Origin of the sequence: Ruegeria denitrificans, from assembly GCF_001458295.1 — a bacterium.
GTDB classification, from domain to species: Bacteria; Pseudomonadota; Alphaproteobacteria; order Rhodobacterales; family Rhodobacteraceae; genus Ruegeria; species Ruegeria denitrificans.
Genome location: NZ_CYUD01000004.1, coordinates 1 through 22,351 on the forward strand (window position 1 = coordinate 1; position 22,351 = coordinate 22,351).

Genomic DNA, 22,351 nt, shown 5'->3' on the forward strand with positions numbered 1-22,351 from the left:
CTGCACTTTGGCACATTCGATGCCGGTGGAGCAGGAGCCACCCACCTCATCCGCTTAGGGCCGCATTGTTCGTTCTTGATCAAAGTCAGAGTAAAAGTGGGAAAACTTTAGCCAAAGTGCATGTCACTACACTGCGAAAATCCAGATTGATGCAGTGCAGCGTGTTGCCGGAACAGCTTAACCTTCAATTTCGGAAAATGAACCTAGGCAGTACTTAATCAGCAACCGTCAGGATCTCGTCAAGTGGCTTTTTGATCTTCGCCACAGCAGGTACCTTTGCGTCCTTCGCGGCATGACCAACAGCCACGATCATGATGGGTTTTTCGCTATCCGGTCGATCAAACATCTTATTGAGGAACTTCATCGGATTTGGTGTATGCGTCAAAGTGACCAGGCCCGCATGATGTAGTGCGGCCAACAGGAAACCGCAGGCAATGCCCGTGCTTTCGGGTACGTAGTAGTTCTTGAAACGCGTTCCGTCCTCGAAATGGCCCCAGCGCTGCGCAAAAACGACGATTAACCATGCGGCTTCCTCGAGATGCGGTTTGTTGTCGTTGGTGCCAATTGGTTCCAGCGCTTTCAGCCATTCGTCACCCGCGCCACCATCATAGAACTGCCGCTCTTCCTCCTCGGCGGCTTCACGGATCTTCTTCTTGAAGGTGGGAGCCGAGATAGCGACAAAGTGCCAGGGTTGATGGTTTGCTCCTGAGGGCGCTGTGCCCGCCGTGCGTATGCACTCTTCAATCACTTCGCGAGAAACCGGCTTGCTTGAATAGTCCCTAACCGTATGCCGCCGCTTCATCCGCTCATAGAATGCGCGGGCTTCTTCAAGGCTTTGAGCCGCCGAATAATCCAGGTGGTCAGGAAGATCGATGGGTTCGTATTTTACTTTATCGCGTGAAAACATTGATGATCTCTTCTGGATATGCAGTTTGACTGTTTATGCATCTCGCCCGGGGTTTTGGAAACAGGGCCGAAAAGGCGACGTCTGTCACCTCGATGAAGTTGTCGTGAGCATCTCTGGCCGCAAGTATTGGCTTTGGCGCGGCCGATAAACATGGCGTCGTGCTGGACGAAGTTCTCCAACCGAAACGGGACAAACGGGCCCCAAAACGCCTGTTGCGCCACCTGATAAAACGTCTTGGTTTCATTCCCAAGTGGGTCATCACAGACAAGCTGCGCTCATATGGCGCCGCTAATCGGGGGATCGCTCCAAGTCTAGAGCATCGGTCGCACAAGGTTCTCAATAACCGCGCTGAAAACAGCCATTTCCCATTCCGAAAACGGGAACGGTCGAAGCAAGGCCATCGGTCTCCAGGTGGTTTTAAGAGGTTCGCGGCAACCCATTCAGCCGTTCGGAATTGCTTTTGTGTCCCAGCACGTCGTTGCTCAGCCTTAACAATTCGAAACCACCGGTTCGAGGCATTTGATGCCTGGAAGGCCGCAAACCAAGCTGCTTGAAATCCGAGTATCAGTATTCCTTGGTGCGCCGCAATTTAACGCGATAACACACGTTCAGATTTGCAGCGCGAAGTCTTTCATCTTGATCAATTCCGGTGAATATGCGCGAACGAATGCCGCTAACGTTCACCGCGCCGGTAGGGTGCCATCAACGCTGCAGGTATTTCGGCTCTGCGTGCGACGAGGACGAGCGCGACGATGGAAAGTACGTAAGGCGCCATCAGGAAGAGCTGGTAGGGTACGCCTTCAATCGCAGTCTGCAGCCGCAGCTGGTATGCATCGAAGAATGCGAACAATACCGCGCCAATCAGCGCCTTGCCGGGCCGCCAGCTGGCGAAGACAACCAGCGCAATGCAAATCCAGCCACGCCCCTGAACCATACCCGGGAAAAAGCTGTTAAACGCCGTTGTCGTCAGGAAAGCCCCGCCCACCGCCATCAAAGCCGATCCGACAACAACTGCGCCGATGCGGATGCGGATGGGGTTCAGCCCCTGCGCCTCAACAGCATGCGGGTTTTCACCGGTCATACGAATGGCCAGCCCCAGCGGTGTACGGGCAAGAACATAAGCCATCGCAGCCACAGCAAAGAGCGCCAGATAAGTCGGCAGGGCCTGGGAAAACAGGATCGGACCGAGAACAGGTATATCGGAAAACCCCGGAACATTGAGCGGCTGGAAAGGCTCTATCGTTGGGGGCAAGTCACCCACTTCGACAAGTAGCCTGTAGAGGTAGTAGGCCAAAGCAGATGCAAACAGCGTAATACCAAGCCCCGATACATGTTGCGAAAGCCCAAGCGGAACCGTCAGCATGGCATGCAGCAAGCCCATCACGGCGCCGCAAAGGGCCGCAATCATCAGGCCCACGAGCAAAGGTGCACCCATGTAGACGGCAAGCCAACCGCTCATCGCGCCCATGGTCATAATCCCTTCGATTCCCAGATTGAGCACGCCCGAACGTTCGCAGAGCAATGCGCCAAGGACTCCAAATATAAGTGGCGTAGCAATACGCAACACGGAAGCCCAGAGGCTGGTATTCAGCAGCAGTTCAATTGCATCACTCATCGACGCACCCGATAGGTTGTGAAAAGAAGGGCCACGATCATGGTAAGCAAACAGAGCGCTACAATCACATCAGCGATGAAACTGGGAACACCGGTCGCGCGGCTCATGGCGTCGGCCCCGACGAAGACTGTAGCAACGAAAACAGCGGCAGCAACGACCCCGGCCGGATGCAAAGCGGCGAGCATTGCGACAACGATGCCTGCATAACCAAAACCGGGGCTCATCGTGGTGGTGACCCCAGCTGTAACACCCATGACTTCGACAGACCCGGCGAGCCCCGCCAAGGCGCCCGAAAGCAGAGCTACGCCCATGATCGTTCGGGGCAGGGATATTCCGGCAAAAGCGGCGGCACTGGCATTTAGACCTGCGGCGCGCGTTTCAGCACCAAATACGGTGCGCGCCAGGATCAGCCAAACTGCACCTGCTGCTGCGATGGCAATAAGCAGCCCGATATGCAGACGCGTGCGCGGGATCAGATCCGGCAGACGAAAATCCCCGTCTACGGGCACAGAAGAGGGCCACCCAAAGGCCAACGGATCACGCATCGGGCCTTCAATCATGAGGCCCACAAAAAGGATTACGATGAAGTTGAGCAGAAGGGTCGTCACCACCTCATCCACCCCGAAACGCAGGCGTAAAAAGGCAGGCCCCGCCAAAAGAGCAGCGCCCGCAGCCATGCCTGCCAGCATCAAAAGTGGAATACCGATCCACCCCAGAACCCCGAGCGAATGGCCGATCCAAGCGGTGATCAGCGCGCCGACAAAGAACTGCCCTTCGCCGCCGATATTCCAAAGCCGCGCACGAAAGGCGACAGCCGCGGCAAGTCCGGTGAAGATAAGCGGCGTGGCACGGGTCAGCATCTCGGTGATCGAAAGGCGTGAGCCGAACGCTCCGGTCAGCATTTCACCATAAGCCATAAGCGGGTTTACCCCAGCAGCTGCGATAAGACCCGCAGCCAATAGCAATGCGGTAAAGATCGCCGCCAACGGCGCAATGACCACAAGGTGCAGCGGAACATGTGTGCGTCGTTCAAGCCTCACTATCATCTTCCTTCCAGACACCCGCCATCATCAGGCCAAGGCGTTGCGGGTCAGCCTCGTCGGCGGATATGGGCTCCGACAAGCGCCCTTTAACGATGGCCTGTATACGGTCTGACAGGGCCACGGCTTCTTCCAATTCTTCTGAAATGAGCAATATCGCGGCACCTTCAGCCCGTGCCGCCAAGAGCTCGACATGAACCGCGGCAATTGCCCCCTCATCAAGGCCGCGCGTTGGCTGGTTGGCGAGGACAAAGCACGGCCCGTTGGTTAGGACCCGACCAAGGATCAGCTTTTGCATATTGCCGCCAGACAGCAACCGTGTTCGCGTGTCGGGACTGGCACCACGGATATCAAAACGTTTAATCAGCCCTGAAGTGTAATCGCGGGCGGCACGTTGCCGGACAAATCCTCGCCGCGAAAATTCCGGTGTGCGCAGCCGTTCGAGCACTGCATTTTCCCACAAGCTCAACTCGCCCACGACACCTTCTGCATGGCGGTCTTCAGGCACCCTGCCTGCTCCGGCGCGGATCATTCCACGCGGTCCCAGATGGCTGATTTCTTCGTCTAGGAGTGTCAACCGCCCGGCGCTTGGGTGGACCAACCCAGAAAGCAACCCGCCGAGCGAAGCCTGACCATTGCCTGAAACGCCAACGATACCAAGGATTTCACCAGTATGGACGGTGAATGACACGTCATCCAGACGCAACTCACCGTCCTCTTCCACGCGCACATTGTTTGCAATCAGAACTGGCGCGCCAATCTTATGGTCATGGCGTACGGGCCGTTCCACTTTGCGGCCAACCATCAGTTCCGCCAGCTCTCCGGGGTTGGTTTCAGAGGTTTTGCGTTCTGCAACCATCTTGCCGCCGCGTAGCACTGCCACACGGTCAGAGGCAGCCATGACCTCATGCAGTTTGTGGCTGATGAAGATAAGCGAAAGACCCTCCTTCGTCATGTCGCGCAGGGTCTCGAACAGGCGCATCGCCTCGGGCCGGGCCAGAACGGCGGTAGGTTCATCCAGGATCAATATTCGCGCGTCGCGGTAGAGCGCTTTAAGAATTTCAACACGCTGTCGTTCTCCCACGGAAAGCGACCGAACCTTGGCCTCGGGGTTCACGGGCAGGCCAAACCGCTCTGCGATCTGCAACAACTTTTCGCGCGCCTCACCACGAGCGGATCGCGCGCGCGTCAAGTGTTCGGAGCCAAGCATGACGTTTTCAAGAACGGTGAGGTTGCCCGCAAGCGTGAAGTGCTGGTGAACCATTCCCACTCCCACCTCGATCGCTGCGCGTGGAAGGCCCGGAGGCAGCTCTTCGCCGAACACCCTGACAGTACCTGCGTCGGCTGCGTAGTGGCCAAACAGGATATTCATCAGCGTCGTCTTGCCTGCGCCGTTTTCACCCAGAAGCGCAAGGATTTCCCCCTCCGCCAGTGTCAGGGTCACATCATCATTTGCGGTAAGCGTTCCAAAACGCTTGGTGATGCCGTGAAGCTCCAGAACCTTGGTCATGCGGGTAGGCCTGCGATTGGGGACGGAAAGGAAAGTGCGGGCGCGCGGGTCTCGATAAGTGCACCGAGTTTTAGCAGTGCGAAATCGGCGCCGGTGGGACCAATCAGTTGCACACCGAGAGGAAGGTCATTTGCCATGCCAAAAGGCAGCGCCAGGGCTGGCAAGCCCGCGACATTGGCAAGCGCGGCGTTTGGTGCAAAAGCTTCCAGCCGCGCCATGTGTGCGTCAGGGGTTGAGCCAGACAGATCCAAAGTGCCGACAACGGGCGGAGCAGAGGAGAGGACCGGCATCAGGATGGCATCGGCGGATTTGAAAAGCTTGCGGGAGCGATTTGTCAGGCGTGCCAGCTGTCGCGAGGCCGCAAAAAGCGCGGTGGCAGGTGTCGCACGACCCTCAGTAGCCATGGCGGCTGCGAGCGGTGGAACCTGGTCGTCAGAGATCTTGAGTGCGGTCAGCCATTCAGCCAACGAAACAGCCAGTATGGTTCGGGCGATTTCATGAGCCTCAGCCCCAATCCGGTCGGGGGCACGAACATCATGCACTTCACAGCCTGCGTCGCGCAGCGCGTCGGCAGCACCTTCTGCAGCTTTGCGCTGATCAGGTCCACAACGATCCGGCAATGCCACCGCGACACGGGGACGTTTTGGGAAGTGCACTGGGGCCATTGGCCGGACTACAGATTGAAGGGCGGTCTCCACGTCGCGAACCGAGCGCGCCAAGACCAGCTCAGATGCTATGCCCATCAGGTGATTGGCAAAATCAGGGCCTCCGGGCACCGCACCACGAGACGGCTTGAGCCCGGTCAAACCGCAACACGTAGCAGGTACTCTGATTGATCCGGCTGCATCCGTGGCATGAGCAATTGCAACGATACCGGCTGCAACCGCAGCCGCAGCGCCGCCAGATGAACCACCGGGTGTCAACGCGGGATTCCATGGATTTCGGGTCGCCGCCATGCCATCTGGTTCGCATGTCAGGGAAAGGCCGAATGCGGGTGTTGTAGTCAAGCCAAATGGGATCAATCCAGTTTGGCGCAAATCCTGTAACAGGCGATTGTCACTTTCGGGTTTACGCGCTTGTGCTCGGATTGCTGCGGATCCAGCCGCAGCAGGTAGCCCTTTTGCGAAACCACCGAGGTCTTTCACCAAAAACGGAACCCCATGAAACGAACCGCGCTGTTCAGATGGCAATGCGTCTGCTGCCCTTGCCCCGGCGCGCGCCATTTCTTCGTCCAGAAATGCCACGGCCCCCAAATCCGCCTGCGCGTGGCAGGCAGAAAGGCTTGCCTCCATCACGTCGACGGCAGTGATCTGCCCTGTCGTAATGGCGGCCGCAAGAGCCGTGGCATCGGTCACGTCAAAACCCGCGGGATCAGGAGGGCTCGCTTTCGTCGATCGGAACGTCCCATTCGCCGGATTGGATCGCGGCCTGTTTAGCCTCCATCGCCGGGATGGCGTCAGCAGGCACTTCATCGGCGACATAGATCAGTTCATTGCCGCCATGAGCCATGAAGGAATATTCCGTGTAGTTGCGCCCCGTTGGATTGCCGGCTTGAACGTCCGCTACGATGGCCTCGATAGTAGGACCGTAATTCCAGATCGCGTTGGCAAAGACTGTACCAGGATAGCGAGGCGTATAGTCAATAAGCGAACCGATGGCCTTCACGCCCCGCGCTTGGGCGGCATCAGCAGTGCCAATGCGCTCACCAAACAGGACATCCGCGCCCGCGTCGATCTGGGCAATCGCAGCTTCTTGCGCGCGGGCCGGATCAAACCATGCTCCGATAAAGCCGTTGACGAAGGTGGCATCAGGGTTCACCTCGGTCACCCCCATTCGGAAGGCATTGATCAACAGGTTCACTTCAGGGATCGGATAACCGCCGACCGAACCAAAGACATTGCTTTCTGACATTTGGCCCGCAAGCATCCCGGCCAGATAGGCCGCCTCGTGATTGCGGGTGCCAAAGACACCGAAATTGTCACCCTCCGGCCCACCGGAAGAGCCCATGAGGAAAGCGGTATCCGGGTAATCGCCCGCCACTTCGCGTGCTTCGCGTTCCACGGCGTAGGACTCGCCCCAAATGATTTGCGCACCACCTTCGGCATACTCGCGCATCGCGCGGGGATAGTCAGTCGGAGCTACACCTTCCGAGAACTCATACTCGATCAGACCAGCATCGGCGGCCTCCTGCATCGCGACGTGTATACGACTGTTCCACGCGTTTTCAACCGGAGACATATGCACGCCAGCGACTCGGGTCGCAGATTGTGCGTTCACGCGACGGACATAAGCCGGCAGGGCCAGTGTGGCCGCAGCGCCGACCATCAGTTGACGGCGGGTTGTGGTGAGTTTCATTGGTAGATCCTCTTCTGTTGGTGGCGATTGTTCTTGTTCTTAAGCTTCCTGAGTATTGGGCCTGGGCGCGTATTCTGCGGGATCCAGGGTCGTGGGGCGGCCGGGCAACGAAAGCGCGGCCATTCGGGGTTCTGTACGGGCCAACACCTTCCCGTTTTTGATCACGGCAAGGCGGGTGGCTTTCATGCGAACAGCTTCAATGGGATCACGCGCCTGCAGCACAACCATATTGGCAGGGCCGCCCTCGCGGATTGTCGGGTCGGGCAGGCCCATGGCTTTGGCGCCATTTTGGGTTACCGACGTGAATGCCCATTCCATCGCTTCTCGGGATGTCATCGGTACCGCGTGCACACCCATATGAGCCACTTCCAGCATGTCGGCGGACCCGAGCGAATACCACGGGTCCATTGTGCAATCCTGCCCGAAGGCAACGTTTACACCGGCCGCGCGCAGCTCTGGCACACGAGTCAGGCCTCGGCGGCGCGGATAGGTGTCCGAACGCCCTTGCAGCGTGATATTGATCAGAGGGTTGGGTACCACGTTCATTCCGCTTTCTGCGATGAGTGGGATTAGCTTCGATGCATAGTAGTTGTCGTAAGAATGCATTGCAGTGACATGGCTTGCAGTTACACGGCCCCCAAGCCCAAGGCGCGTGGTCTCAAAGGCCATCGTTTCTACGTGGCGAGACATCGGATCGTCGCTTTCATCGCAGTGCAGGTCCAGCATCAGGCCGCGGTCCGCCGCAATCTCGGCCAGTCTCGTGACCGATCGAGCCCCTTCCGACATCGTGCGTTCAAAATGCGGGATCCCGCCCACGACATCGACACCCATATCAAGCGCCTGGATCAGGTTTTTCTCTGCGTTGTCTGATCGGTAAAGGCCATCTTGCGGGAATGCTACCAGTTGCAGGTCGATATAGGGGGCAACCTGTTTACGTACCTCCAAGAGCGCTTCAACACCCACCAACGGGGCGGATGAAACATCCACATGCGAACGGATAGCCAGCAGTCCCTGCGACACGGCAAGGTCGCAATAGCGCATGGCCCGTTCAATCACGGCTTCGGGTGTCAGCAGGGGCTTCAGTTCCCCCCAAAGCGCGATGCCCTCCAAAAGCGTGCCCGAGACATTCATGCGCGGCAACCCGAGGCTTAGGGTCGCGTCCATATGGAAGTGCGGGTCCGTAAAAGGAGGGGAAACCAAACGCCCAGTCGCCTGAATCTCTTCATGCGCCTCAGCCTTGATATCAGGCGCAATTTCCACAATGCGGTCTGCCTTGATCGCGATATCCACCGGCCCGCTGCCATCCGGCAGGCTGGCCTGTCTGATGATTATATCGAGCATCCACCTCCCCCCAAATTTGACCGCATGGTAAAAAGTATTCTGCAAGAATGCTAATAGTTTTTGCGGCTCTTCCGGATCCAGTGTTTCAGCTAGTCTCGGTGCGTGCCTATAACCAAGGCTTGTGTTGACCATTCTTGGCAGCTGAAGCTGACATAACGATCAACTTTCGCTTTTGGGATTTTGCGTTGCAGAACTGCTAATTTTTGCAAAGGTCGGTTCACGCTGGGAATCTGTCCGTTTCAGCAGAATGCCGATCCGGACCCTTGATCCAGCGGATCCGCAGTTTTCTTGCAAGCCGAAAAATACTTCGTAACAGAATCAAAACACTGGGAACCTCGATTTCGTAAACTTCGGCTTATAGTTTGCAAAACAACCAGCATAAGGATGGCGAAGATCAGTGCAGGCAAATTTCGTTGCATGTGAAACAAAGCGGTCTTATAGTTTCGTATGCAACTAGATTCCTTCTTTCCCTATCGTCTCGCCGTGGCGTCCGAAGCGTTCTCACGAAAACTCACGGAAGTATACCAGCGCGAATTCGGGCTATCACGGGAGGAATGGCGCCTGCTTTTTCTACTTGCCAATGCCAAAAGCCTGACCTCTCTAGAACTCTCGCAACGCACCACTCTGGACAAGGTTCAAGTCAGTCGGGCCGCGCAGAGGCTTGACGATAAAGGTTTGATAACCAGAGCAATTTCCGAAGAAGATCGCCGGATAAGGGTCTATCATTGTACGCCGGAAGGCCATCGGCGTTTCGAACAGTTGCTGCCACAAGTCGATGCTTGCGCGCAAGGGATGCTGAATTCCATGTCGGCTGAGGACCGCGCAGCGCTGGACCAAGGCGTGACTGCTCTGCTTAAAGCCGCGTCGGTGACATAGGTACTAAGCCAATCTGCGCAACTCAAGCCATCTGGAGAGCTGGCTGCCGACCGGCGTAGAAATCCGTGTAATCGGTGACGCGGAAGGGCATTGCCTTCCCGGTCGGGCTAACGCCGTCGACTTAGAATAGAATTAGGTCTGCCAGTGTATTTCTCTCAGGAGGCATCGGGCTGGCTTTCAGGTCGGGCGGCGTCGAAAGCGGGTAGGGTGAATGCGCGTTCTTCGATCTCAAGCAGACGGTCGAATGGAGTCATATCGACACCCCAGCGATGTGCATTGTAAAGCTGTGCGACAAGGCAGATATCGGCAAGGTCCGGCTTGTCACCAAAACTGAAGGTGGTGTTAGTTGGCAAAAGCGCTTGGTAGGCATGGAAACCTTCGGTCATCCAATGCCGGAACCACTCGACCCCATCCTCAGCCGTAAGCCCGTACCGGGACTTCAGATGCGCAGTGATCCTAAGGTTGTTAACTGGATGAATGTCCATCGCGATGGTATGGGCCGCAGCCTGTACCCGCGCACGCTCGAACGGGTCCTCCGGCAGGAACGGAGGTTCGGGTATGGTGGCGTCGAGATAATTGATGATCGCAAGCGATTGAGTGAGTACACGACCGTCCTCAAGGATCAGCGTAGGGACGCCCTTCCCGGGGTTCAGCGCGACGTAGTCCGGCGCGCGCTGTTCTCCGGCAACAAGGTTGACCGGAACTGTTTCATAGGAAATACCCTTGAGATTCAGTGCGATCCGGACGCGAAAAGAGGTCGTCGAACGCCAATAGCCGTATAGTTTCATGACTTCCTAGTTTTGTGGTCAGCCGTCTTGGGTTTTTCCAAAGGTCGGTTCCCGCGCCAGAAAGTCTTCTGGCACGAGAAGCCTGTTAGGCAGACTTGTTGAGTTCTTTGGCATGCAGCCAATCGGCATGTTTCGGAGCTTTCTTGGTCTTCGACCACTCTTCCAACATGAGCCACTTCACTTCGTCCATGCGCTCCAGCAGCGCTTCTTCTTCCGGGTCCGGGCAGGCCAGTTCGATACGATGGCCGGAAGGATCAAAGAAGTAGATAGAGTGGAAAATCGAATGGTCGGTCACGCCGAGTACTTCGACGCCATTAGCTTCCAGATGGTCCTTGAACTGAAGCAGCGTTTCACGATCCTTCACCTTGAAGGCGATGTGCTGCACCCAGATTGGGGTATTGGGATCCCGGCCCATTTCCGGCTTCGTGGGCAGCTCGAAGAAGGCCAGAACATTCCCATTCCCGGCGTCCAAAAACAGATGCATGTAGGGGTCTGGTTCATGCGTCGATGGGACATGATCCTCGGCGATGGCCAGGATGAAGTCCATGTTCAGCATTTTTCCATACCATTCGATCGTCTCTTTTGCGTCTTTGCAGCGGTAAGCGACGTGATGGATCTTCTCGATTTTCATCGACTTCTCCTTTCCGAGGTTGCAGTTTTTAAGGCCAAAGCGACGTACGGTCGCCCCAGCGGTTCACATCAATCCCACCAGCCAGAGTGACAGGGAGGGTATGAGGATGAGCAGGATCAGCCGCAGGATGTCTGCGATCCAGAATGGCAGTACGCCGCGAAAGATCGTTCCAAGTGAGACATCTTGCAATACGCCCTTCAGTACGAAGACATTCATACCGACCGGCGGCGTGATCAGGCTGATTTCAGTAGCCACAACAACGACGATGGCGAACCAGATAAGGGCGTTTTCAGGATCGAGCAGGAGTTCATTGGCAAACTCAAGCTCGAACATTAGCGGGTAGAAGACCGGCACCGTCAGCAGGATCATCGACAGACTTTCAAGTACACAGCCAAGCACCATGTAAGTCAGCATTATGAACACGATGACCGCCCAGACTGGCAATTCATTGTCGATAACAAAGCCTGATAGGGCATCCGGCAGTCCGGCGTAGTTTATAAAGTTGGTAAATAACTCGGCGCCGATAATCACAGCAAAGATCATGGCTGTAGCCCGGATCGAATCCAGCGTAGCTGCGAAAAAGCTGCGCAAGGTCATCGTCCTGAGGGCAATGGCGATCAGGATCGAAGCACCTGCACCCATTCCGGCCGCCTCAGTTGGTGTAAAGAACCCACCGTAAATTCCAACCATGATGAAGAGAAAAAGGCCCAGCACACAGATGACGCCTACGACGTCAGCCCGGCTCATCGGTTCGGTGTTTTCCTCCTCCGGAGCCAGAGAAGGGTTCAACCGTACTGCAACCATGACCGCGCCAAGATAAAACAGCACACCAATGATACCTGGCACAATTCCCGCGATAAAAAGCTTGGCAATATTGGTTTCGGTCAACAGGCCGTAGATGATCAGGATCACCGACGGCGGGATCAAAATGCCCAGTGTCCCACCCGCGGCGATAGAGCCTGTCGCCAGCCGGTCATCATAGCCAAAACGACGCATTGAAGGCATGGCAACTTTTGACATCGTGGCAGCAGTGGCCAAGGACGAGCCACACACTGCGGAGAAACCGCCGCAAGAAAAAACCGAAGCCATGGCAAGTCCGCCGCGCAGTCTGCCAAAAAGCCGATCGGCACCGGCAAACAGCCCATGTGCCACGCCTGAGCCTGCCAACACGTTGCCCATGAAGATGAACAGAGGGATGACCGAAAGGGAGTAAGACAAAGAAGTGTCAAAGGCCACTTGCCCTGTCATAGCCCAGGCAGGCTCCCAACCACGCATATAGGCAAACCCAAAGCCGCCTACAGCCGCCATTGCGAACGCGATAGGCACGCGCAGTAGTATAAGTCCCAGCAGGATCGCAAAGCCGATCAGAGATTCAATCATGGGGCGCCCTCTAGGTGATCTTGATCGGTGTCGTGTTCGATGGGCGGTTGTAGTCCACGCAGGAATGCGATGAACGCCGAAACCATGCAGGAGACCCCAGCCAGATAGCCGAATGGCGCCAGTGGAATCTCCAGCGCGTTGGTCACCGCGCCGTCATGGGCGGCTTTGGCCGCATGGGTGAAAAGCCGCCAAGAAAAGGTGGCTAACAGGGCCGCAGAGAAGAGGCCTGCAAACGCAGACAAAAGACGTTGCGTCTTGCGTCCAAGCGCCAGATTCAGCAGGTCGACCTCGACATGTTCGCGGCGCTCTGTCGTCAGTGGTAAGGCCAAGAAAACAAGCGCTGCCAGGAGTATTTCAGTGAGTTCAAAGGCACCGGAAAGCGGTGCGTTGAACAGGTAACGCCCAACTACATCCACACAGGTGATGAGGACGAGGCTGAACAGGATCAGTGCGGCCCCGACACCCAGAGATCTGTCGAGCAGCAGCCCGATGTCCAGCCCCTCATCAGGGGGCTGGTCGGGGAAACGATGGCGAAGCCGCTCCATGGATCAGAAGTCCACGCCAGCTTGTTTGCGCATTTCTTCCAGAGCAGCAGTGCCGTCATAGCCGTCTGCCGAGATGGCTTCGGACCACGCTGTTTCGGCATCTGCTGCTTGGGACTTGATCGCATCAACGACTTCGGCTGGCGCTTCGTAGATTTCGATCCCGGCCTTTTCCGCCGCGGCACTGCCTTTCTCGTCTGCACCGACCCAAGCTTCGCCAACCAGTGCGGCAAAAGCTTCACCGGAAATCGCCTCTATGGCTGCCTGATCCTCTTCAGAGATCTCGTTCCATTTGTCTTCGTTCATGACCATGAACCAAGTGGTGTTGTAGATACCACCGGGCACTTTCATTGTGTACTTGACGTCTTCGGTCAACTTAAACGCAGCAAGAGCATCGTAGGGGAACGTCACGCCGTCGATTACTCCGCGCGAGAGCTTTTCATACACCTCACCCGAAGACATGAAGAGCGTTGTGGAGCCGAGACCAGACATCAGGTCTGAGATGTAGCCACCAGGAACGCGAATCTTGAGACCCGAGAAATCGTCTGTCTTTTCGATCTTGCGGACATTGTTGTGCAACATGCCGGGGCCGTGCACAAAGAGCCCCAGAAGCTTGGTGCCCTCATGTTCTTTCTGCGCCTCCAGCGGGCCGGAATAGACATTCCAGAATGCTTTGGAACCAGCAACGGCATCGTCACCAATGAACGAGAACTGACCGATCCGAGAGCGGGTGAAACGGTCATCTGTGGTAAAGGAATGCAAGCCATAGGTGATGTCAGCGATACCTTCGGCAGCCATGTCGTAATGTGCCGGGGGCGGGCCCATGGGTTTTGCAAGTACACGTACGGTGACGCGGCCATCGGTGACTTCTTCCACTTGCTTGGCCCAGGGTTTGATAGCCTCTACTACGATCGGGTGGCGCGGCGGCAGCCAGCTCGAAAGCGCCAGCTTGGTCTCTGCTACGGCAGTCGTTGCGATGGACATGGCCGCGGTTGCAATGCCGGCGAGCAGCAGGGCGTTGCCCTTCAGTTTGATATTCATGGTATCCTCCCTTGGATTATGTGATGTCGGCGGCATTGAGCGCCTGGGTCAGGACGTCCCGGTCGCCGATGTGGTTGGCCAGGATCAGAATTAACCTTGCGTTGATTGTATCGCTCTCGGCCTTGGTCTTGCCGTCATGCGTTGCCAGCAGGTCGGCGTAGAAATCGTCGGTTCCGTCGATATTTGGTGTCAGGATCAGATCGCTCATTGGCTTACTTCCTTCCCGATCGCACGGCGCAGGGCGGTGCGCATCAGGGTTTCGTTGTATTCCGCTCGGCGGGCAGCGACATGCTGATCCGGTCGGATCAGGTAGACTGCCGAACTGGCTTCGCCGAGATAGCGTTTCCTGAGTTGACCAGTCGGGTCGTCGCGGGTCGAAAGAGCCAGCCGGCGTGCCGTGATCCCATCCTCTTCCAGAACTTCAGGTGCTTCTGCATCGATTGTCAAAAGGATGAACTCATCACCCAGCTTTGACAGCAAAAATTCATTGCCCAGCGGAGCATCGGGGCAGGGGGCGCCGGGCTGCGTCCTTTCAGGACCGCCTGCCAGCGCGTCAGCGGAATTGAGCCCCGATCCACTGTACACGCATGGAACCGAGAGCCGACCCGAGTTGACCATCGGTCGTGCGAACTCATACGTTCCGCTCAGGCTGAGCACGGCATCACGAAATATCCGGCTGGTTTCTGATTTCGGCGTGATGAAATCGGTGGACCGTGTAGAATTCAGGATGTTTTCGTCCGCGCCATGAACCCGTTCGTTATCATAGGTGTCAAGCAGGCTCTCAGGCGCTTTGCCTTGAATAACCAACCCGAGTTTCCAGCCAAGATTGTCCACGTCCTGCATGCCGGAATTGGCACCACGCGCACCAAAGGGCGAGACTTGGTGCGCCGCATCACCAGCAAAAAACACCCGCCCCGAGCGGAAACTGTCCATCCGCTTGCACTGGAAGGTGTAGATAGAGGACCAGACCATTTCATAGTCCACATCCCCCAGCATTGCGTCCAATCGGCGACGGATATTCTCTTCTTTAAGTTCTTCTTTGCGGTCAACATCCCAGCCGATCTGGAAGTCGATCCGCCAGACATCATCAGGTTGTTTGTGCAACAAAGCCGATGCACCTGAGCCATGGGTCGGTTCAAACCAGAACCAGCGCTCGGTAGGGAAATTCAGATCGCCTTTCAATTTGATATCGGCGATCAGGAAGCTGTCTTGAAAGACGCGACCGCTGAAATCGAGATCAAGCATCCCGCGCAACGGTGAGTTGGCGCCGTCGCACCCGATAAGCCAGTCCGCTTCAAGCGTGTATGGCCCATCCGGTGTCATCACCTTCAGGGTGACGTGATCGTCGTGTACTTCGACGCTGTCCACACGGTTCTTGCCACGCAACTGGATCGGAGCACCCTTGTCCTGCAGCTCGCGCAGGCGATCGATCATGTATTGCTCGAAATAAGGCTGTTGTAGATTGATGAAGGCGGGGTATTTATGCCCGTCTTCCGGCAACAGGTTAAATTCGAATACCTTGTCATCGCGATGGAATACCTTACCGAGATTCCAGACTACGCCTTTTTCGAGCATCGGTTCGCCGCAGCCATAGCGGTCGGCCACTTCCAGGCAGCGCTTTGCGAAACAAATCGCCCGACTGCCCATGCCGATCCCCTCATGATCATCAAGCACAACTACCGGAACACCTTGGCGGCCGAGGTCCAGCGCTGTGGCTACTCCGATCGGCCCGCCGCCCATGACCACAACCGGATGACGCACCGGCGCGTCAATATCCTGATCGGGCGATTTCTCGTATGGATAGCTCTTGTAAGCGAGCGTGTAACGGTCATCAAACATTGGAAAATCCCCTCCCTTCAGGCGTTCAGCCTTGCAGTTGTTCCCACATTTCTAGATCCCGCTGAGCCGTCCAGATACGTGGTGTGTCGATGCCGCGGGCTTCGTCATAGGCGCGCGCAACATTGAACGGCAGGCAGTGTTCGTAGATCGCGTAGTCAGCGAATTTCGGGTCGCACGCGTCACGTACAGCGTCCCAGGCATCTTTCAGGCTGCCGCCGCTAGCGGCGACACGAGCGGCCGGGCGATAGGTGCTTTCAACAAAATCCCGGGTGGACTCGATTGCTGCTTCAACCATGTCTTTACCGACCAGTGCATCACCGCGGCCGGGCGCTATAGCATCGACGTCAAATGCGGCGATATTGGCCAGAGTGCCACCCCAATCGTTGAAATGGCCGTCGCCGCAATAGCAGGCCGAGTGGTACTCGACGATGTCACCGGTAAACATGACGTTCTGATCGGGGACGTGAATGACGATGTCACCGGCAGTATGGGCGCGACCAAGATGCATTAGATCGACGCGTCGACTTCCAAGGTAGACGCTCATGCGATCCTTGAAGGTCGTAGTGGGCCAGGTCAGTCCGGGAATGCTCTCATAGCCTTCGAACAGACGTGGAAAACGCTGAAACTCACTGTCCCAGTCTTCTTGGCCGCGTTCGACAACCTGCGCCCGGGTTGTTTCGGACATGAGAACCTGATCTGCGCCATATGCTGAAGCGCCTAGAACACGAACCGCGTGATAGTGAGTTAGCGCTAGATGTGTAATCGGTTTGTCGGTAACTTCTCTGACCTTCTCAATCACCTTGCCAGCCAGACGTGGCGTGGCCTGCGCCTCGACAATCATGACGCTATCATCGCCGATGATCACGCCGGAATTGGGATCACCTTCAGCAGTAAATGCCCAAAGCCCTTCACCCACTTCGGTGAAGCTAATCGTCTTTTCAGCCAAATCTCCCTGAGATGCGAATGTCTTAGCCATTGTGTTCTCCCGAAGTATGTCGCTCGCGTGACTCGTTTGTTGCATTTGCAACGAATATCGTTACATATGAAACTAAAGTCAATGCCGTTTCGTTTGGAGTTGCGTGTTTGAACTATTGTTGCTGAGTGCATTCGAAGATTTTTTCGAAGTTTCCGGCGTAGAAAAATGTTGTCCATTCCCGCTGTTTTTGCGGCCAATTATGCCGACCGCCGTAAAGAACTAATGTTCCATTAAGCGACTGATAGGCCCAATGGGATGGTTCAAGGCTTAGCGCTAATGGCTTCCACGTTGTATAGGATCGAAATGGTCAACATGACCCGCAAGCGTCGATTCACGTCCGGTCTCTCTCAGTTTCCACATTGCGCCGTGTAGGCGGGACAATTTGATTATTCCTGGATTCACAATCGTCGCGGCCAATTGCCCGAGACGGAATCTGCTGATGGCGATCCTGGTTGAGAAGCTTCTGAAACAGAAACGGCACCGGCGACGCTACATTTTTCGCCATGTGAGCCCGAGACCGCCTCAGTGAGTCACAAGTTTCCGCCCACCATCATCCAGTACCCAGCATTTGGTGCCTTCAAACACGGCGGTGGTCAGGGCGTGGCCATAGCCTGCACCTGTATCCAGATTGATACGGTTTCCATGATGTTCAGGTGCGGCCACGTGGCTGTGGCCATGGACTACCAACCATGGATGTGGATCTTTATGGTTCAGGAATTCCTCACGAATCCATATCAGATCGTCGTGGTCTTGCTGAGCCAGTTTCAACCCGGGTCGAATACCTGCGTGCACGAACAGCAATGCGCCGTCCTGATGGAACGGATTTAGCCCGTTCAGAAAATCGATATGAGCCTGAGGGACGGCCTCCTTGGCCTCGGCGTGAACTTGATAGATTCTGTCCACGTTGGTGGCTTTTACCCCATAGGACTGCAGCGTTTCGGTCCCGCCGATCCGAGGATGAAGCCAGTGATACCCGACCAACAGGCGCGCATCATTGCGCGGATAGTCCTCCAGAAACATTGCGCACATCTGGTCATGATTGCCACGCAGAAAGACCCAGTTCTTACCGTCGGCGTTCCCTCGGACCAGCAGATCCAAAACCCCGCAACTTTGCGCACCCCGGTCCGTATAATCACCAAGAAACACGATCTTGGCGTCTGGTCCTCCATCCCGTTCGATCCGGTCCAGTGCGTCTTCAAGCATCCCCAGTTGGCCATGGATATCGCCGATTGCGTAAATCGGATCTGACATGAGTGTTCCTTGTAGTCGTCTTCAGACGGTAGTTGATTTGGGATCAGTCCACCCAGTCAATGCTGAAGTCTTCGCGAAAAGCAAACCGTACCAGATGCGCTTCGATGACTTCCTGCCAGCGGGTCAGATCACCGCGAGGGCCGGTTTGCGCCGTCAGCGAAAGGCTGGTTTCACCTGCGACCAAGGTCAGCCGGCTTCCGCCCGGAAATTCCACGCTGCCGTGGGTGTCGTCGAAAGCCACCTGGGCCTTGTGGGACCAGTGTTTGCACAATTGCTGCAGGTACTTGCTGGCCGCTTCCGTTTTAGCAACACCCGAAACGCTTTGGTCAGGTAGCAACGCCAAGGCTTCATCGGCGGCCCGGCGCACCGCCTGCGCGAACAAAGTAACGTCGATGTTTGTGGCCAGGAAGGTCGCCCCCAGATCCAGACATTTACGCTGCATGGCCGGATCAAGTGTCAGTATCCCGGCAAATTTGCCTGCCGCGACGACCCGAGTTATCGCGTCCAAAACGGCTTCTACCACTTCTGTATGACTAGCATCACCGATATGTCCCATGTCAGCGGCCAGATCGGAGGGACCGAGAAATACCCCATCAACGTCAGAGGCAAGAATATCGTCTAGTGCCTCTAACCCGGCGCGGTTTTCCACCTGAACGAGCAGGCAGATCTGTTTATCCGCCGTTTTCAGATAGTCCGGGATCGCCGCAAATCGCGAGGCCCTTGCCAACGCCGATCCCACGCCCCGAACCCCGTAGGGCGGGTATCGCACAGCCCGCACCAAATCCCGCGCCTGATCTCCGCTTTCGACCATCGGCACCAGAATATTCTGAACGCCGGCATCGAGGTATTGCTTGATCATCCAGGTTTCACCGATCGGCAAGCGTGCGACCGGTTGGCTGCCGCTTCCTTCGATGACCCGTACCTGTTCCAGGATTGAGCGAAGATCATTTGGGGCGTGTTCCCCGTCAACGAGCAGCCAGTCGAACTGGGACGTGGCCGCGATTTCAGCGGCATAGGTGTCGGCCATTCCAATCCAGCAGCCGACCTGCGGCTGACCAGCCTGCAGCGCGGCCTTGAATGCGTTTAGTGGCGCAGGCATCCCGGCCTCCTTTAGGCAAAGTTGATATCGACCGAGCCAAATGGTCCGAAATCAGCATGGATTTCGGTGCTCGGCGGGCATTCGACGGGTCGAATAAAGCTACCAGACAAGACCACCTGGCCTGGTTCTATGCTTTGGTCGTACTGCGCCATGCGACGAGCCAGCCAGACGACGCTTTCGACCGGGTCGTTCAGAACACCTGCGCCCAGACCGGTTTCCTCGATCTCACCATTGCGGAAGGTCAGTGCCCCAACCCAACGCAAATCAAATGCATCTATCGCGTGACGCTCAGGGCCCAACACGATGCCCGCATTGGCGGCGTTGTCGCTTATTGTGTCATAGACGGTACGTGTTTGTCCGGTCGCGGGGTCGACACGCTGAATACGCGTGTCGAGGATTTCAATCGAAGGCGCGACGTAATCCGTGGCGGCAATGATGTCGTCACGGGTGACGTTCTCTCCGCCTACCGCAGATTTCATGACAAAAGCAATCTCAGCCTCGATCCGGGGCTGGATGAACCGGCCCGCAGGAACGGTTCCGCCGTGATCGAACTTCATATCATCGAACAAAATTCCGCTGTCGGGAATATCGATGTTCAGCGCATATTGCATCGCTTTCGAGGTCAACCCGATTTTCCAGCCGATCACCTTGCGCCCTTTGGCCAATTTTTTTCGATAAATGGCGTTCTGCACCTCATAGGCGTCGCTCATTCCCATTTCGGGATGGCGCAGTGTCAAAAGGCCAATCTGTTCGTGCGAGCATTCAGCCTGCAATAAGTCGGCTGCGGCACGGGCATGATCTTCGGGGGTCATACCTGTTCGTCCTCGACTGTGTTGCGCAGCGTGCCAATGCCCTCGACTGAGATTTCCACTACGTCACCCGGTTCCAGGTATTTCGGTGGATCAAACCGCGCGCCCGCACCCGTCGGGGTGCCGGTGACGATGATGTCTCCGGGCAGAAGCGTCATGAAGGTCGAAATATATTCGATCTCGCGCCTTATCGGGAACATCATGCGATTCAGCGTATCGTCCTGGCGCAGCTCACCATTCACATGGGTCTGAATTCGGGCATCGTCCAACTGGGCCGCGTCGGTGAATGGCACTAGCCACGGACCGATGGCACCGGAATTGTCCCAGTTCTTTCCCTGTGTGACGTTGAACTTGGCATGACGGACCCAGTCGCGGATTGTGCCTTCGTTACACAAGGTTAGGGCCGCAATGTGGTCATAGGCATCTTCCTGCGAAATTCGCCGACCGGATTTGCCAATCACGATAACGACTTCGCCCTCGTAATCCAGCGTTTGGTTTTCCGGAGGACGGATCAGCGGGCGATCGTGCCCGGTGAAACCGCTGGCAAAGCGCGGAAACAACGACATGTATTTCGGCTGTTCGCTGCCGTCTTTGTATTCCGCGTTGCGGTCGGGAAAGTTCACTCCGACGCAGAGGATGCGGCGGACATCCGGCATCACCATTTCGTAAGTGAATTCCTTGTGGGTCACTTCGCGGCCTGCTGCGGCCTCGGTCAGCTTTTCAAACGCGCCCGAGGCGATCACCTCGTAAAGGCTGGCCTGATCGGGAAAGGCGTCGTTCAGCGCAATTGCACCGTCATTGGTGATCGCGCCGAAAAAAGTTGCTCCGTTTGCGGTGAAAGTTGCAAAGCGCATCAGGCCTCCTCGGCGGCGTCAATGCCACCCATGCACAAGTATTTGAGTTCCATGAAGTCATCCAGCCCATGGCGCGACCCCTCGCGCCCCAGACCTGACATCTTAACGCCACCAAAGGGCGCTTCGGCAGTTGAGATCAGGCCGGTGTTGATCCCGACCATGCCATATTCCAATGCTTCGGACACGCGCCAGACACGGGCCATGTCGCGCGAATAGAAATAGGAAGCGAGGCCGAATTCGGTATCATTGGCGGCTGCGACAACTTCGCTTTCCCTGTCGAATTTGAACAAAGGCGCGACTGGGCCGAAGGTTTCCTCGGTTGCTACCGCCATGCTTGCTGTCACGCCAGTCAGGATGGTCGGCTCGAAGAAAGTGCCGCCAAGGGCGTGCGGCTTGCCGCCCAGTGTGACTGTTGCACCCTTGGTGGTCGCGTCTTTGATATGCTCAGACACTTTCGCGACTGCGGCCTGATCGATTAGTGGGCCAAAGACGGTGCCTTCGTCAAACCCGTTTCCAGTCGGCAGTTTTGCGACCATAGCGGCCAGTTTTTCGGCGAACGCGTCGTAGACCCCAGTCTGGACATAGATGCGGTTGGCACAGACGCAGGTCTGGCCGTTGTTTCGAAACTTGGCGATCACCGCCCCTTCGACTGCCGCGTCCAAATCCGCGTCGTCAAACACGATGAACGGAGCGTTGCCGCCCAACTCCAAACCTAGCTTCTTGATCGTAGGTGCGCATTGCGCATAAAGCATCGCGCCGATTTCGGTGGACCCGGTAAAGGTCAGTTTCTGCACGATTTTGCTCGAGGTCATCTCACCTCCGATGGCGCGCGCTGATCCGGTGATGACCGAGAACAATCCCGCGGGCAATCCGGCTCGCTCGGCCAGAACTGCCAGCGCGATAGCCGAGAACGGTGTCTGGCTGGCAGGTTTGAGCACCATGGAACAGCCTGCCGCCAGTGCCGGTCCCGCCTTTCGCGTGATCATGGCATTGGGGAAATTCCACGGCGTGATCGCGGCAACAACCCCAATCGGCTGTTTGATTGTGATGATCCGCTTATCCGGCGCGTGGCCCGGGGTGACGTCGCCATAGGCGCGGCGGGCCTCTTCAGCGAACCATTCGATGAAGCTGGCACCATAAGCGATTTCACCCTTGGCCTCAGCCAGCGGCTTGCCCTGCTCGGCGGTCAGGATAGCGCCAAGATCATCCTGGTTTTCGATCATCAGGTCATACCAGCGGCGCAGAATTTGGCTGCGGTCCTTCGCTGTGAGCTTGGCCCAGCCCTTCTGTGCACGGTGCGCTTCGGCGATTGCTTCGGCCGTTTCGGCCGCCCCAAGATTGGGGACTCGTCCGATTAGATCACCAGTTGCCGGGTTGGTCACTTCCAGAGTGGTGGATATCTCAGTGGCACCGACCCATTTGGAGCCAACCCGCGCTGCTTCGATAAGCAACGTGGGGTCGTTGAGACGTAAGTCTGTCATTTGCAGGATTCCCGTG

21 protein-coding genes and 1 pseudogene are annotated in these 22,351 nt (G+C 56.6%); 2 read left to right on the top strand and 20 right to left on the bottom strand.

Annotated features, from left to right (window positions below; all coding sequences use genetic code 11):
* Nucleotides 1–214 precede the first annotated feature (214 nt).
* Nucleotides 215–907 carry a nitroreductase family protein gene (locus RUE5091_RS06650; protein ID WP_058281134.1) on the bottom strand — a complete coding sequence of 231 codons (693 nt, stop codon included), beginning with the start codon at nt 905–907 and terminating at the stop codon, nt 215–217.
* A 58-nt stretch (nt 908–965) separates the two neighbouring features.
* Between RUE5091_RS06650 and RUE5091_RS22540 the strand changes: the two are divergent.
* Nucleotides 966–1,461, top strand: a pseudogene (locus tag RUE5091_RS22540) (IS6 family transposase); the annotation flags it as partial.
* Between the two features lie 119 nt (nt 1,462–1,580).
* On the opposite strand, the gene RUE5091_RS06655 reads toward RUE5091_RS22540, so the two are convergent.
* From RUE5091_RS06655 to RUE5091_RS06680, 6 genes are read right to left on the bottom strand one after another with little or no spacing between them, the layout of a single operon-like run.
* Nucleotides 1,581–2,522, bottom strand: a complete 942-nt coding sequence (locus tag RUE5091_RS06655) for an ABC transporter permease (protein ID WP_058281135.1) — start codon at nt 2,520–2,522, stop codon at nt 1,581–1,583.
* Entirely contained in the window at nt 2,519–3,562 is a 1,044-nt protein-coding gene (locus RUE5091_RS06660) for an ABC transporter permease (RefSeq protein WP_058281445.1), read from the bottom strand. Before RUE5091_RS06660 ends, RUE5091_RS06655 begins: the two co-directional genes overlap by 4 nt.
* Nucleotides 3,552–5,072, bottom strand: coding sequence for an ABC transporter ATP-binding protein (locus RUE5091_RS06665; RefSeq protein WP_058281136.1), 1,521 nt, complete (start codon nt 5,070–5,072; stop codon nt 3,552–3,554). Before RUE5091_RS06665 ends, RUE5091_RS06660 begins: the two co-directional genes overlap by 11 nt.
* Nucleotides 5,069–6,427: an amidase gene (locus RUE5091_RS06670; protein WP_058281137.1), complete on the bottom strand. Its 1,359-nt coding sequence runs from the start codon at nt 6,425–6,427 to the stop codon at nt 5,069–5,071. The genes RUE5091_RS06665 and RUE5091_RS06670 overlap by 4 nt, the downstream gene beginning before the upstream one ends.
* A gap of 16 nt (nt 6,428–6,443) precedes the next feature.
* Nucleotides 6,444–7,427 (bottom strand): BMP family protein, encoded by a 984-nt coding sequence (locus tag RUE5091_RS06675; RefSeq protein WP_058281138.1) that lies wholly within the window; start codon nt 7,425–7,427, stop codon nt 6,444–6,446.
* Nucleotides 7,428–7,466: 39 nt separating this feature from the next.
* Nucleotides 7,467–8,768, bottom strand: a complete 1,302-nt coding sequence (locus RUE5091_RS06680) for an amidohydrolase family protein (protein ID WP_058281139.1) — start codon at nt 8,766–8,768, stop codon at nt 7,467–7,469.
* Nucleotides 8,769–9,215: 447 nt separating this feature from the next.
* Between RUE5091_RS06680 and RUE5091_RS06685 the strand changes: the two genes are divergently transcribed.
* Complete coding sequence (locus RUE5091_RS06685) at nt 9,216–9,644, top strand: MarR family winged helix-turn-helix transcriptional regulator (protein ID WP_058281140.1); 429 nt, start codon at nt 9,216–9,218, stop codon at nt 9,642–9,644.
* 155 nt (nt 9,645–9,799) lie between these two features.
* Here the strand turns inward: RUE5091_RS06685 and maiA are convergent, their stop codons facing one another.
* From maiA to RUE5091_RS06750, 13 genes are all read right to left on the bottom strand, one after another.
* The gene (gene maiA / locus RUE5091_RS06690; RefSeq protein WP_058281141.1) at nt 9,800–10,432 is read right to left on the bottom strand and encodes a maleylacetoacetate isomerase; all 633 of its coding nucleotides are present in this window, start codon (nt 10,430–10,432) and stop codon (nt 9,800–9,802) included.
* A gap of 85 nt (nt 10,433–10,517) precedes the next feature.
* Complete coding sequence (locus RUE5091_RS06695; protein ID WP_058281142.1) at nt 10,518–11,063, bottom strand: VOC family protein; 546 nt, start codon at nt 11,061–11,063, stop codon at nt 10,518–10,520.
* A gap of 63 nt (nt 11,064–11,126) precedes the next feature.
* The gene (locus tag RUE5091_RS06700; protein ID WP_058281143.1) at nt 11,127–12,443 is read right to left on the bottom strand and encodes a TRAP transporter large permease; all 1,317 of its coding nucleotides are present in this window, start codon (nt 12,441–12,443) and stop codon (nt 11,127–11,129) included.
* A complete protein-coding gene (locus RUE5091_RS06705; protein WP_082637164.1) occupies nt 12,440–12,988 on the bottom strand; it encodes a TRAP transporter small permease in 549 nt (182 codons plus the stop codon). Before RUE5091_RS06705 ends, RUE5091_RS06700 begins: the two co-directional genes overlap by 4 nt.
* Before the next feature lie 3 nt (nt 12,989–12,991).
* Nucleotides 12,992–14,026, bottom strand: a complete 1,035-nt coding sequence (locus RUE5091_RS06710) for a TRAP transporter substrate-binding protein (protein ID WP_058281144.1) — start codon at nt 14,024–14,026, stop codon at nt 12,992–12,994.
* A gap of 16 nt (nt 14,027–14,042) precedes the next feature.
* Nucleotides 14,043–14,234, bottom strand: a complete 192-nt coding sequence (locus tag RUE5091_RS06715; protein ID WP_058281145.1) for a DUF2783 domain-containing protein — start codon at nt 14,232–14,234, stop codon at nt 14,043–14,045.
* On the bottom strand, nt 14,231–15,865 hold the full coding sequence (locus RUE5091_RS06720) for an FAD-dependent oxidoreductase (RefSeq protein ID WP_058281146.1): 1,635 nt from the start codon (nt 15,863–15,865) through the stop codon (nt 14,231–14,233). Before RUE5091_RS06720 ends, RUE5091_RS06715 begins: the two co-directional genes overlap by 4 nt.
* A 25-nt stretch (nt 15,866–15,890) precedes the next feature.
* A complete protein-coding gene (locus RUE5091_RS06725; RefSeq protein ID WP_058281147.1) occupies nt 15,891–16,841 on the bottom strand; it encodes an MBL fold metallo-hydrolase in 951 nt (316 codons plus the stop codon).
* Between the two features lie 522 nt (nt 16,842–17,363).
* On the bottom strand, nt 17,364–18,092 hold the full coding sequence (locus RUE5091_RS06730; RefSeq protein ID WP_058281148.1) for a metallophosphoesterase family protein: 729 nt from the start codon (nt 18,090–18,092) through the stop codon (nt 17,364–17,366).
* 43 nt (nt 18,093–18,135) lie between these two features.
* On the bottom strand, nt 18,136–19,191 hold the full coding sequence (locus RUE5091_RS06735; RefSeq protein WP_058281149.1) for an aldolase/citrate lyase family protein: 1,056 nt from the start codon (nt 19,189–19,191) through the stop codon (nt 18,136–18,138).
* Between the two features lie 11 nt (nt 19,192–19,202).
* On the bottom strand, nt 19,203–20,003 hold the full coding sequence (gene hpaH / locus RUE5091_RS06740) for a 2-oxo-hept-4-ene-1,7-dioate hydratase (protein ID WP_058281150.1): 801 nt from the start codon (nt 20,001–20,003) through the stop codon (nt 19,203–19,205).
* Nucleotides 20,000–20,854: a fumarylacetoacetate hydrolase family protein gene (locus RUE5091_RS06745; protein ID WP_058281151.1), complete on the bottom strand. Its 855-nt coding sequence runs from the start codon at nt 20,852–20,854 to the stop codon at nt 20,000–20,002. Before RUE5091_RS06745 ends, hpaH begins: the two co-directional genes overlap by 4 nt.
* Nucleotides 20,854–22,335 (bottom strand): NAD-dependent succinate-semialdehyde dehydrogenase, encoded by a 1,482-nt coding sequence (locus RUE5091_RS06750; protein WP_058281152.1) that lies wholly within the window; start codon nt 22,333–22,335, stop codon nt 20,854–20,856. The genes RUE5091_RS06745 and RUE5091_RS06750 overlap by 1 nt, the downstream gene beginning before the upstream one ends.
* Nucleotides 22,336–22,351: the final 16 nt, after the last annotated feature.